We start from the raw sequence: 14,840 nt of genomic DNA on the forward strand, positions 1-14,840 counted from the left end.
GGTTAAAAAATAGATGCCATTGAAATTGTTGCAAGGAGTTCACTGACAGGAACGTCAGTAAAGTCCGGCGCCGAGAGCCTTGTAATCAGCTGTTGCAACAGGGTAATATCCGGGAACAGGTCACCGGCCGTCCGGATATTCAGCAACAGGCCATCCTGGTACACATCACATTTCAGCTGCAGCGGATAGTCCTCCCGACGTGCACTGTTATCTGCGGGTGGCGGTGTTGCAGGTAACAGGCGGTCTGTGCGTTCCCGGTAGTTAAAGAGTCCCGCCAGGTACTGCTGCAGTGCAGTCCCCTGCTGTTGCCGGAAACTATCATGTAGTAAGGCGCCCGGCACCTGCTGCAGCGCTCTCGTTGTCAGGTGCGCCTGATGCGTATGTTGGAGGAAACTGCTGAAAGTCATATTTTTTTCCAGCGACAGGCAGACAGGAATAATATTGGAGAACTGTCCGACTGCAGGGCCGGCATCAAATCCGGCCATTGGCACTTCCCTCCCGTCTGTAATAATATTCATCAGCCAGCTGCTCATTTGTGGATAAACCAGGTACTGAAAACAACCCGTTACGGCCAGCATCCAGCTACTAACGGTGACGCCTGCACGTGCACAATACCGGCTAATTTGTGTATAGGTGGCTGCCGGTATCCGCAGGTGATGTGTGGCTACCTGTGCGTCGGCTGTTACCGGCATCCGGAATACCGGCGCCTGTGCCGTGGCGGTGGCCAGTATGTCCATCCAGCGCTGCTGCTGTTCCAGTCCCTCCCGGGAGGCCAGCCACTGTTGCAGGGCATGGGTAAATACCTGATTGCCAAGCCCGTTCAGAGGAGCTGTCTCCGACTGATAATAAAGCGCTTCCAGTTGACGGCAGAGTAATTTGTTGGAGATATCATCAGTAAGCACATGATGTATCATGATATATACCATGGCCGTATCGCCTGCTTCACACACGTATATTCTCATTCCCCGGGCATTTTCCAGGTCAAAAGGTGTAGCCCTGGCCTCCTGCAGGAGAGCGTTCAGCGCATCTTCACTGTAGGCGCTTTTTTCCAGGAAAGTCATATCGGGTATGAAATCCGTTGCTGCCACCGGCTGCTGCCGGATTATTTTTCCGCTAACGTGGACGCGCATACGCAATACCGCCATATCTGCCAGCAGGGCCTGTAAAGCTGCCGTCCACCGTTGCCGGTCATAGGGTTGCAGCTGCAGACTGAATGTCCCGGAGGCATGCACATAGCCGTTACCGTTACAATAGGTGGCCTGGCTGGCTGACAACGGCGCAGCTGCCATATCATCCTCCTGCAGCACTGCAGGAGCCGCCGCAAGGGGCTGCAAATAGGCCGCCAGATCATTGATCTGCGGATTTTTCAGCAGCTGTACAATCCCCAGCAGCCAGCCCTCCTGTTTCAGGCGGGCCACTACCTGCATGGCACGCAGGGAGTTGCCTCCCAATGCATAAAAGTTATCCGTGATGCTCACTTCCGTAAGCCCCAGTACCCCTTGCCAGGCTGTTGCCAGCGCCTGCTCCCGCACATTGCGCGGCTGTACATATGCCTTCTTCAGGATATCTGCTTCCGTTACATCCGGTAAGGCGCGGCGGTTAACTTTTCCGCTCACGGTCAGCGGTAACATGCTCACCTCCACAAAACAGGCAGGTATCATATATGCAGGCAATACCTGCTCCAGACGTTCCCGCAACGCCTCCTTCTGCAGCGTACCCACAGGTATCACATAGGCAACAAGGATCGGCTGCCCTTTCCATTCCCGCGTATCCGCCGCTGCTTCCAATAACAGGTCCCGCTGTTGCAGTAGTATATTTTCCACTTCTGCCAGCTCCACGCGGTTACCCTGTATCTTCACCTGCGAATCCTTTCTGCCAATTATCTCCACACAGCCATCCGGCAGCCACCTGCCCATATCACCGCTGAGATACAGCCATCCTTCCGGTTCAAAGGGATTGGGAACAAAACGATCTGCTGTCAGCTCCGGCTGATTCAGATATCCGCCGGCAACACCTGCACCGGCAACACAGATCTGCCCTATGACTCCCACCGGTAGTAAAGACAAGGTTTCTGACAGGATATACAATTTGTAATTGGTCAGCGGCCGGCCTATTATAGTGCCGGTGAGAGCAGCTGCATAGGCTTCTCCCGGCGGCGCCTCAGAGAGGTTGTAACAGGTAGCATCGGCCGTTAACTCAGTAGACCCCCAGATATTGAATAATATCCGTTCCTGATACGTGGCGTAGAAATCCTTCACCACTTTCAGGGGCAATACTTCTCCGCTACAGGTCCAGTATTGCAGGGCCGATAATGTATGTGCTTCACTGTGCGCCAGTATTTCTTTCAGGAGAGAAGTTACCAGTACCAGCCGTGTCACCTTCCAGGTGGCCAGCTGTCTAATAAAAAGGTCTGTATCGATCATCACCTGCTTCGGCACCACCAGCAAGGGAACACCTTTCAACAAGGCTCCCAGCAACTCCCATAGGTGGTCCACAAAGCTGATAGAGGTCTTTAAACAAGCTGTTTCTCCCAGGCCAAAGGGATAGGTCTCCCACATCCAGTACAGGCGGTTTAGCATGTTCCGATGCGATAATATCACCCCCTTGGGTATACTGGTAGACCCGGAAGTATAGATGACCGCCAGCGTATCACTGATAGCCGTCGGTATTACCGGGGCGCCGGCCTGGAAGTCCTGCTGCCGCGCAGCAAAGGCATCTACAAAATCCTGGTTCACCAACAGGTGACAACCAGCATCTGACAACATAAAACGGATACGGTCTTCCGGCAGGGCAGTATCCATGGGCACATAACCTGCGCCGGTTTTCAATACTGCCAGGATAACCGTTACCAGCCATTCCCCGCCAGGCAGGCTAATACCTATCATCCTGGTGTGATCACAACCGTATTGCTCCTGCAGGTAACGCGCCAGCTGGTCTGAGCGCTCATCCAGCTCCCGGCAGGAGATCTCCCGCCCCTCACAAATCAGGGCGGTCTGTTGCGGTGCTTTTTGTACCTGCTCCCTCCACATTCCCGTAAGGGTCACCTCCATATCATAGGTCGCCACAGGCCCCCGGAAGTCGTGCAGCAACTGGTGTTCCTCCTGCGGAGTAAGCACCTGTATGGCTGCCGGATTAGCTTCCGGTGCTGAAAGTAAACCGGCAATGACAACTCCAATGTGCCCTTTTATCCGCTCCACATACCCTTCGTCCAACAGTTCACTATTATAGCCCAAAGTAAATTTCAGTTCATCGTGTGAGCTTACCATCAATGTCAGCAGGTAGTTGGTGCGCTCGTCGAGTTGCTTTTTTCCTGCTTTCAACAACTGTGGGCCTTCCTGTTCGGTATATGCGGGATAGTTCTGAAAGATCAGCACCGTATCATAAAAATCCCCGGAGAACCCACCCCATCGCTGTATATCGCTGAGGGCCACATACTGGTGTTCCCTCGCAGCGGTATGTCCTTGCTGAATAGCTTTGAGCCATGCAGCTACCGTTTGATCCTGTTGTATCACACTGCGTAACGGCAGGTTATTGATATACAGTCCTACCCTTTGTTCCACTTGTTCCAGGTCGGCCGGCCGGCCGGCCACCACCACTCCAAATACCGTATCTGCACTGCCGGTATACCGGCTTAACAGTAACGACCATACGCCCTGAATAAAGGTGTTGACCGTAATCTGCAGCTCCTGACAGAACTGCCGGATCTTTCCGGTCTGCGTACTGTCCAGCAGCAACTGCTGATAGGCAATACGGGAACCTCCCCGGTTGCGGGCAGTAGCATCAGCTCCGGTAAAAGGCAACTGCGTTTTATCAGCCAGCCCAAAAAGATACTCCTTCCAGAAGGTCTGTGCCCGTTGCGGATCTGATTTGCCGATATACCGGATGTAATCACTATATCTGTCTTCGGGTTGCAGCAACGGCGTGTTGCCTGCGGCAAAGGCGGCATAAGCCCGCATAAATCCGGATAACAATACCGGGTTGGACCAGCCATCCAGGATAATATGATGATGTGTCCAGATCATTTTATAGGCCTGTGCCGACAGCTGTATCAAGGTTATACGCATCAGCGGCGCCCGGGTGAAGTCCATGCCCCGGGCCAGGTCTTCCTGTTGTATTCGGGCGAGCTCCTGCTGCTGCGCTGCGGCATCCAGGTGTAACAGGCTGATGACTGTGCAGGGGATGGTCGCTTCACTGTAAACACATTGTACCGGAATTTCAAATACATCACCTACAAAACTGCTGCGCAGAATCGTATGTTCTTTGATGATGTGATTCCAGGCATGGATAAAGCTGTCCACCTCCAACCCTTCCGGAAAGTCTACGCACATCTGCTCCAGGTAAGCCTTGTCATGCTCATCATATTGATGATGAAACAACAGCCCTTTTTGTAAAGGACTGAGCTTATACATATCAACAATAGTACCCTGTGCCTTTTCTGCACGGCGCAGGAAAGCAGCCAGTTCCTGATAACCGATTTCTGGCGCCAGTCCATAATCTGATGGTGTAGCAACAGGCGTTGCCACCTGGCGGCAATGGGCTATAATATGTTCGAGGTGATGCAGGTATTGATCCGCCCAATTGGCTACCACCGCGGGATCATGATCTGCCCCGGCATATCCCCAGTGCAGGATTAGTTCTCCTCCCCTGATAATACCTGAAATATCCATCAGCGCCGTGGACGGATAGGACGGATCAAAGTTTTCTCCCTTATGCTCCGTGGCCTGGGCAATACGGCTATTGCCTGCGATAATATTATCTACCTGCCCAAGGTAGTTGAATACCATATCCCACTTCCCACCTGCCAGCCGGCTACGGATGGCAGCATCCGGATGCAGGTAGCGCAGAAGACCATAGCCAATACCCTTTTGCGGTACCTGCCGCAACTGCTCTTTGATGCCAATAACCAGACTGGCCGGATCCATATCACGGGTAGCCATGAGCAACAGCGGGTACTCTGTGGTAAACCAGCCTACGGTATTGCTTACATCCATACCACGGTCAATATATTCACGGCCATGGCCTTCCATACCTACCACTACCTGCTCATTACCGGTCAGGTGGCAGCAGGTGGCGGCCAGCGCCGCCAGCAGGATATCATTGATGGTGGTATGATAGGCCTGGTTTACTTCCTGCAACAAGGCAGTTGTCAGGCCTTTTTCCAGCCTTACTGTATGATATAGTTTGTCACGCTCTGTCCGTAGCGGCGTTGCGCCATTTGTATTATTCAGTGATAAAGGCGTATAGGCATGTACGATAGTCTCCCAATATCCCAGCTGCGACATCACAGCATCTGTGGTGGCATAACGGGTAAGCATATCCGCCCACTCCCGGTAGGAATTGCTTTTGGTACCCAGATGGATGGTCCCACCATCGGCAATAGTGATCAGCGCATCCTGAAACTGTTGCAATAGAATACGCCAGGATACACCGTCTACGGCGAGGTGGTGTATGGCGAGGAAGAACCTGTTGGCATCAGCATAGGCTGGTGTTTGCAGGTATACTGCCTGTATCATGCAGCCGGTATGAATATCGAGCTGGCGGCGGTATCGGTTACAGATAGCCGTTACCGTTTCACTGAATGCGGCAGCCGGTACAGCCGTGAGATCTTCTACGACGACCTCCGGTATCCTATCCCCGTAGTATTGGTACCAGCCCTCCTCGTTGCGGCTGTATGTAAGCCGCAAGGCATCGTGTTGCCGGGCGAGTGCCTGTATGACAGCCACCAGCCAGGGTAGCTGTATCGCTTTATCCAGTTGGAATAACTGCGCCTGACTAAAATGCGACCGCTGCGGATAGTCTCTTTCCAGGAACCAGCGCTGTATAGGTAACAACGCTACACTGCCTGTCAGCAATCCCTGTTCTGCCACAGGCTGCAGCAATTGCTGCTCCTGCAGCTTCACAGCCAACCGGGCAATGGTCTGCCCCTCAAAAACATCCTGCGGATGCAGGGAATAACCATAACGATTCACACGGCTGACCAGCTGTATACTGGTGATGGAATCACCGCCCAGTTCAAAAAAATTATCGTGTATCCCTACTGCAGGTACTTTCAGCAACGCACACCATATACCGGCGAGCAGTTGTTCTGCTTCGGTACGCGGGCCTTCCTGCACGATGGCAGCCGGTGCAGGTATTGCTGCATCCGGCAGCGCCTTTCTGTCAACCTTGCCGTTGGCATTCAACGGAAAGGCAGGCAGCGAAGTAATGGAAGCCGGCACCATGTAATCCGGCAGCTTTGTTTTCAACCATTCCCGGAGGATGGTTTTATCACAGTCCTCTTCCGGTATGATAAAGGCCGCCAGCCGCGCAGGCACGCCGGCATTATCTTTCACGGCTACTACTGCATCCCGTACAGCTGCATGGGAACGCAGCACTTCTTCTATCTCTCCCAGCTCAATACGATATCCCCGGATCTTTACCTGCTCATCATTGCGGCCCATAAACAACAGGTTGCCGTCTGGCAGCCATTTTCCCAGGTCACCGGTACGATACATACGCGCACCCGGGACAAAAGGATCGGCCACAAATTTTTGTGCGGTCAGCTCCGGCCGGTGCAGATATCCCCTGGCCACTCCTTTGCCGCCTATATATATTTCGCCCGGTACGCCAGGAGGCACCAGCTGTCGTCCGGCATCCAGGATATAGATAACCGTATTGCCCAGCGGCCGTCCGATAGACAATACCGGCTGGTCTTCCGTTGTCTTTTCGTAGCGGTATACGGTGGAGGTGACCGTTGTTTCCGTAGGGCCGTACTCGTTATAGAACGCATATGATTGTCCCCAGACGGCCGCCAATGTCAGGGGGCAGCTGTCGCCGCCCGCTATAACACGTCGCAGGGTGGGATAATGTCTTACTGGCAAGGTTTTCAGCATGGCGGGCACCATATGGATATGCGTCACCCCCTGTGTATGAATGAAGGCAGCCAGCAGTTCCGGATCTATACGGGTGGCCTTATCCACCAAGGTCAGTCTCGCCCCGCTGCATAAAGCCAGTAGTATCTGCTCTACAGAGGCATCAAAGGCGATGTTGGAGAACTGCAGGATATTATCGCTGTCATTAATACCAAACTGCTGCAGCTGCGCTGTAATCAGGTTTACCACAGAACGGTGTTCTACCATAACACCCTTGGGTTGGCCGGTAGAACCGGAGGTATAGATGACATAGGCCATCTCGTCCGGCGTACATCCTGCAGGAACAGGTGTAGCTCCTGCCGGCAGGGCTGCCTCGCTGAAATGCTGCAGCAGCTCCTTATCTATCACTACTTTACAGCAGCTATCTTCCAGTATAAACTTCACCCGGTCAGCAGGATAATCTACGTCCACGGGCACATACGCTGCACCTGCTTTCAGGACACCTAACAAGGCGATGATCATCCAGCTGTCACGTTCCAACCGGATACCTACCAGGTCGCCGATGCCTATCTGCCGGTATGTTTGCAGGTAAAGGGCCAGCTGGTCTGCCATGGCATGCAGCCGGGCATAGGTCCATGTTTCCGGCCCTGCTACCAGGGCAATATGATCAGGTGTCAGTGTCAGCTGTGCATGCAACAGATCGGGAATGGTAACATGCTCCGGAACAGGCAGGGCAGTGTCGTTAAACACCTGTAATATCCTGTCCCGATCCGCCGTCGTCAGGATGCGCAGGCGGTCAATCGCGCTACCGGGATCTTGTATAATAGCCAGCAACAGCTCCTCATAATGCCGGCAGAAACCAGTTAAGGCGGAGATATCAAAAATGCCGGGGTGACTTTTTACCTTCACCCGGAACCGGCCATTTCTTTCGCTGATACTAACGGAAAGATCAAACTTGGTCATCTCGGTACCATAACGAATAGTTTCCCCGGCAGCAGCCGTATTGCTTTGCTGCAGCGCGCCGGCGCCCGGAGCATTTTGCAGGTCAAACATCACCTGAAACAACGGATTCACATTTCCTTTTCTTTCAGGCGCCAGCTGTTCCACTATTTTCTCAAAAGGCACATCCTGATATTCATAGGCTTTCAGCGTCGTATGTTTTATCTGCGCTAACAAGGAGGTAAAAGCAGGGTTGCCACCCAGATCACTGCGCAGCACCAGGGTATTGATGAAAAAACCGATCAGGGGTTCTGTTTCTTTCTGCGCCCTGTTGGCCGCAGGAGTCCCCACACTGATATCCGTTTGTCCGCTGTATTTATAGAGCAATACCTTACAGGCGGCCAGTAACAGCATGAAGGGGGTAACTCCTTCTTGCCTGGCCAGGGCGTTTAAGGCTGTTGTCAGTTCCGGTGTTGTTTCAAACTCACCGGCATGTCCGCTATTGTCAGCCGCCAGCGACCGGGTATAGGGCAACAGCGCTCCCTGACTGGCAACACCTGCCAGTTGCTCTTTCCAATAGGTCAATCGCTTTTCCAACACTTCACCAGTCAGGTAACTACGCTGCCAGATGGCATAATCGGCATACTGCAGCGGTAAAGGCGCCAACGTTGCCACGGTACCGTTACGATGCGCCTGATAGAGCGCACCCGTTTCCTGTAGCAGGATTCCTTCTGACCAGCCATCTGCAGCAATATGATGCATGACCACGATCAGCAGGCAGCCCTTGTCCCTTATACGGAACAGGGTAGCCCGAAGCATATGGTCTGCTGCCAGGTCAAAGGGCCGGCGCTGTGCTGCCTCCACCTTTTCCGCCAGCATTTCGGCAGTGACGTCTGCTACACTATAATGCCGGTCCTGCCAGCTGTTACGTGGTAATACCACCTGGTAGGGAATACCGTTTTCAGCTTTTATAACCGTGCGCAACACTTCATGCCGGTTCACCATTTCATTCAGGGCAAAGACAATCGACGCAGCTTCCCTTTCATCTTCACACTGATAGGAGTTAAACAGGTGATATTCTGTGCTTCCCTTCAAACGGTCCAGGGTCCATAAACGTTCCTGGGAATAGGAAAGCGGAATATGCCCGCTATGCTGCGCACGCGCAGGCAATATGCTGCCTGCCACCGTAGCTTCCGTTCCTGCCGGATTATGATGCAGGAAATGCAGCAGGCTGTCCTTGTGTGCTTTCAAACGTTCCAGGAAGCTGGCATCTATATTTTTTCCCCGGGGCACGCGGAACCTTAGTCTGCCTTCTTCCAGGAAGATATCTATACCCTTTTCACGGGCGGTGTTCAGGATACCTACAGCTTTTGCAAAATCACTCATTATACGCTATTTGTATGCAACGATGTGTAACGGTGTACAGTATTACAGATCAAAAGTTTCAAATTCAGCAGCGGCAGTTTCCGCTTCCGGCGCCTGTTTGGCAGTATAGGTAATGTACCCTGCGAGTGCGGCCACGGTGCTCAGTTCAAACCAGGCAGTCACCGATATCTTTACGTTGAACTCCTTCTGTACCGCTGCTACAGCACGTATCACCAACAGGGAATGTCCTCCCAGGGTAAAGAAGTCATCATGAATACCGATAGGTTTTGCCCCCAGCAGGTCTTCCCAGATGCTGACCAGCTTCGCTTCCATGTCATTACGCGGCGCTTCATAGGGATTTTGCCGCTGGCCGGCATCATCCAGCTCCTGCAGGGCTTTCCGGTCTACCTTTCCGCTCACGGTCAGCGGCAGGGCATCCAGTTCCACCAGGGCAGGTATCATGTATTCCGGCAGCCTGGCTGCCAGCGACGCCGTCAACTGCTCTTTCGTATAGGCTTCACCGTCAGGCACCACATAAGCCACCAGGCGTTTGCCGCCATGTTTGTCTTCCTTGGCCATCACTACATGTTCCCGGATAGCGTTCATCTCACCCAGGATGGTACTGATCTCACCCAACTCTATACGGTAACCACGGATCTTCACCTGCTCATCTGTTCTGCCCAGAAATTCAATATTTCCATCCGGCAACCAGCGGCCACGATCCCCCGTTTTATAAAGCCGGCCCGTACCAAACGGATTGGCCACAAATTTTTCTGCGGTCAGCTCCGGCCGGTTCAGGTAACCTTTAGCCAACCCCACACCACCCACATATATCTCTCCTTCTGCGCCTATTGGCAACAACGACAGCGCCCCATCCAGGATATATACCTGCATATTAGCGAGTGGTTTACCCACTGGTATAGCTTTATTGGGGGCATCTACCGGAGAAGCTTTATAAATAGATACACATACAGCACACTCCGTAGGGCCGTAAGCGTTATAATACTCACTTACCAGCGCATAGTGGAATACATCTACGGGCAATGCCGCTTCACCCGCCGTAATGATTACCCGCATAAAACCAAAACGTTCCCGGTCCAGCGTATGCAGGTACAGCGGTGGCAAAGTAGCTACCGTGACACCATGGCTGGTCAGATAAGCCAGGAAGCGATCCGTATCAGCAATCACCGCATCCGGTATCAGCACCAGGCTGGCTCCACAATACAGCGCCATAAAAATCTCCGATACGGAGGCGTCGAACGACAGCGACGCAAACTGTAAAACCCGGTCGCTCGCCATAATACCAAACCGCTCTATCTGATCCAGCGACATATTCACGTTGCTGGTATGAGCTATCATCACTCCCTTCGGTTTACCGGTAGAACCAGAGGTATAGATCACATAGGCCGTATCTGACGGATCGATGGTATAGTCACGCTGATAATCCGCAGGCATCTCAAAGCTGCTGTATTGTATATCCAGGGAGATAATCGGTACATTCCACTCCAGCACGTCAAACATGCTGGCCGACTCAATCAGCAGTGTACGCAATGCGGTGTCTTCCACGATATACCGCTTCCGGTCTTCCGGATAGCTGATGTCTATGGGTACATAAGCCGCTCCCGCTTTCAGGGTACCCAAAACAGCCACCACCTGCCAGATGGAACGCGACATCATCACCCCTACCAGATCACCCGCCTTTAATCCCACCTGGGTACGCAGATACCAGGCCAGCCGGTCGCTGCGCTCATGTAACTCCCGATAGGTGAGCACTTCTTCATTGAATACAACGGCCGTACTATCAGGTGTCTTTCCTACCTGCCGCTCAAAAATATCCACGATGGTACGATCTGCCGGATAATGCCTGGCCGTGTCATTGAACCTGGTCAGCAGCTGCACCCTTTCGGCGTCATTGAGCCAGCAGATATCCGACAAAACCACCTCCGGCCGCGCTATCAGCTCCCGCACTACCTGATTGAAATGACGACTGATCATCTCTACATAAGCCGTGTTCAACAGCGAACTGTTATATTTAAAATCAACGATCAGCTTATCCTGCAATACAGGCTGAACAGACAACAGGTAATTGTTGTTCTCTGCTATCTCTACACTCCCAATATTCACCGGACGTGTGCCGGATTTGGATGCTTCCGACAGCGGATAGTTGTTAAATACCAGTATGGAATCAAACAGGTCGCCGGTAATACCAGCCCATTGCTGTATCTGATTGATGGCGGTATACTGGTACTCCCTCGTTTCCACATGTTTGTGCTGCAGCTCCTGCAACCAGTCAGCTACCTTGCGGTCAGGATCTATCTGCGCACGGAACGGCAGCGTATTGATATATAACCCTACTTTTTTATCATACTTCATCTCCGCCGGACGGCCAGACACCGTCGCCCCAAACACCACATCCTGCTTACCACAGTACCTGGATAACAGGAACGCCCACACGCCCTGCAGCAAGGTATTGGGGGTTATATGCAATGACTGTGTATATTGATTAAGTTGCCGGGTTACCTGCTCATCAAAGACCAGGGTTACCTCCCGGAAATTGCCAATCCCCTTGTTCCTGACAATGGTATTGGATACGAAGGGCAGCAGGGATGCTTCTTCAAACCCTTCCAGGTATTTCTTCCAGAAACGCTTTTCCTGGAAGAAATCTATTTTGTTGATGTATTTGATATAGTCTTCATACAGATCTTCTTCCATTTCCGCCGGCTTCTCTCCTCCAGCATATTGTTCATAGGCTTTCAGCACTTCACTGATCACGACCTGCCCGGACCAGCCATCCCAAAGAATATGATGTTTGGTCCATATCATCCGGTAGGATTTCTCTGCCACCTTCACCAGGGTAATTCTCATGAGCGGCGGTACTTCAAAATTGAAGCGCCGCTGCCGGTCTTCTGCCAGCAGCCGTTCAAACCGCTCTTCCAGTTCCTCACCATCCAGCTGACTATAGTCCACAATATCAAAGGGCAGCGTGACTTCCTTGTACACACACTGTACGGGAATACTTACTTTCTCATAGATGAAGGCCGTCCTTAAAATGCTATGGTTGCGGACCAGCCGGTCCCAGGCCGCCTTAAAGGCGGTGATATTCAGTTCATCCGGCAGTTCCAGCCGGAACTGGGTAATGTAGGTGGTAATCTGCTGATCATAGAGGCTATGAAACAAAATACCTTCCTGCAGCGGGCTCAGTTCATAGATGGCTGAAATTTTATCCAGACTAAGCTTACTGCCATACTCCGCTTGTTTTTTCTCGTGGAGATATACCAGCAATGCTTCCTTGTTTTCCCGGATAAAACCGGGAATATGCTGGTTCGCCTTATTATTCAGTATCTCCCGGGTATTCAGTTTATTGTTTTTCCCGAACAGGAGAAGTTCACCGTTTCTGGCTCTGAGCGTCAGCCCCAGATCGTCCAGTTCTTTTACAAATTTTTCCATGATTTAGAATTTGATGATACCATCCTCATCTTCGGTTTCAGTAATGCCCAGTAATTCGTCCAGCTCCTTATAATCTATTTTACCGTTGAGGCCAAAGTCGGAAGGGGTGATTGCTTTTTGTTCTTGATGGGTGCAGTGCCGGATCAACGCGGTTAAATGAGCGATGTACCCTGCTGCAAGTTTTTCTACTGTGGCAATATGATATTGCTGTGAGGAATAGGTCCAGAATATTTTCAGCGTGCCGGCAGTGACGATTCCTTTTACTACAAAATAATCACGCACGGGATAGGCAGGACTGATGTGCTCTCCCGGAAACTCCGGCGCTCCCTTGAACCATTTGCTGCTGCTCACAATATTATCCAGCTGCCCCAGATAGTTGAAGACAATATCCCAGCTGTTATGCCGGAGGGAAGCTACCTGATTGAGGTAACGTAGACAGCCATACCCCATGCCCTTGTCAGGAATACTTCTCAACTGTTCTTTTACAGACTTGATCATATTACCTTCGGAAGCCTGACTTTCTATATCCAGCCTTACCGGGAATTTATTGGTGAACCAGCCTGTAGTACCGGTAATATCAATACCCGGGAACATATCCTCCCTGCCATGTCCTTCCAGGCCAATATGTACCTGGCTGTTGCCTGTCCATGCCGCTATGGTCATACCCAGGGCACACAACAACAGGTCATTTACTTCTGTATTATATACCGGATTCACTTCTTTCAGCAAAGCAGCTGTCAGCTGACTGTCCAGCACCGTTTCAACGGTGGCCAGGCTGCTTCTTACCTGCCCGCTTCCCATCATATCAACAGGCAACGGACGGAAAGCGCCGGTTACTTTTTCCCAGTATCCCTGCTGTGAGGTTACCCTTTCGGTATGTGCATAGGCTGTCAATGCCTGCATCCAATCGCGGTAGGAACTTGTCTTCACTTCTGTTGCGACAAGCGGTTCGCCTTCGTGTAACCGGTCCAGATAGTTTTGCATATCATCTATCAGTATCCGCCAGGAAACGCCGTCAATAGCCAGGTGATGTACCACCATCAACAACCGGTCTTCCACTTCTGCTGCCGGTGTGCGGATAACCACCCACCTGATCAGCTCCCCTTTTTCAATAGCAAGGCTAGCCTGGAAACGGCTACAGGCCGCCGTAATGGACGTTGCCAGCTCCTCCGGAGTTATGGCAGATAAATCCACTTCTTCCAGGGTACCGGTATATTGCCCATAGGTTTGCTGCCATCTGCCATCTATGCCTTCCTTATGGTACACAAAACGCAGCGCATCATGCTTTTGTATCAGCGCCTGCATCACCTGGCGCAGGTGTACGGAACTCACAGATTTACGCAGCTGCAGCAGGATCGATTGATTAAAATAGGATTGTTGTTGAGTGTCTTGTTCAAAAAACCAATGCTGAATAGGCGATAAATCACAACTTCCCGTCAACACGCCCTGTTCCGCCTGTACAGCCGAAGCCTCTTGTTGTGCTGCCATTTCCGCCAGGGCAGCTACCGTCTGGTAATCAAACAGGTCGTGTACCTGTAGCTGTATGCCTTTCCGCTTCGCCCGGCTCACCACCTGTATCACAACAATGGAATCACCTCCCAGCTCAAAAAAGTTATCGTATATGCCTACCCGTTCTGTATTCAGCAATTCAGCCCAGATAGCGGTCAGGTCTTCTTCCATCTGGTTACGCGGCGCTACATAGAGATCTGCCTTGCTGACTATATCCGCCGGCGATGGCAAGGCACGCCGGTCTACTTTACCATTCGGCGTAAGCGGCAACTCCGCCAAAGGAATGTATAATGCGGGTTGCATATAATCCGGCAACCGGTTACGCAGGTAAGCCTGCAAAACATCCTCATCAAAGGCATCTGCTGCCACCACATAAGCTACCAGCCGCGGACCACCGCCATGCGTACGATCCGCCATAACGATACACTGCTGTACGCCCTCACAGCCAGACAACACCCGGGTCACTTCGCCCGGCTCCACACGGTAACCACGGATCTTCACCTGGTCATCCACCCGGCCCAGGAAAATGATCGCGCCGGAAGGCAGCCGCCGTACCAAGTCGCCCGTACGATACAAGCGCCCCCCATTACTACGGAAAGGATGTGCAATGAACCGCTCCGCACTCTGCTCCGGCTGATTCAGGTAACCGGGCGATACGCCCGCTCCGCCTATCAGCAACTCTCCACTCACCCCTGGCGGACATAACTGTTGTTGTTCATTAACAATATA

3 protein-coding genes are annotated in these 14,840 nt (G+C 52.2%); all 3 read right to left on the reverse strand.

Translation table 11 applies throughout. The annotated features are described in order from the left end of the window. Positions 1-2: 2 nt before the first annotated feature. Complete coding sequence (locus tag DF182_RS32035; protein WP_113619984.1) at positions 3-9,176, reverse strand: non-ribosomal peptide synthetase; 9,174 nt, start codon at positions 9,174-9,176, stop codon at positions 3-5. A 42-nt stretch (positions 9,177-9,218) separates the two neighbouring features. Then, positions 9,219-12,602: a non-ribosomal peptide synthetase gene (locus DF182_RS32040; RefSeq protein ID WP_113619985.1), complete on the reverse strand. Its 3,384-nt coding sequence runs from the start codon at positions 12,600-12,602 to the stop codon at positions 9,219-9,221. A gap of 3 nt (positions 12,603-12,605) precedes the next feature. After that, on the reverse strand, positions 12,606-14,840 hold a 2,235-nt coding region (locus DF182_RS32045), incomplete at its 5' end, for a condensation domain-containing protein (protein ID WP_147243619.1).

This window comes from Chitinophaga flava, from assembly GCF_003308995.1.
GTDB lineage: Bacteria > Bacteroidota > Bacteroidia > Chitinophagales > Chitinophagaceae > Chitinophaga > Chitinophaga flava.

Excerpts from the sequence above, each read along its gene's own strand:
- DF182_RS32035 (WP_113619984.1), bottom strand. The coding sequence starts at position 9,176 with ATGAGTGATTTTGCAAAAGCTGTAGGTATCCTGAACACCGCCCGTGAA.
- DF182_RS32040 (WP_113619985.1), bottom strand. The coding sequence starts at position 12,602 with ATGGAAAAATTTGTAAAAGAACTGGACGATCTGGGGCTGACGCTCAGA.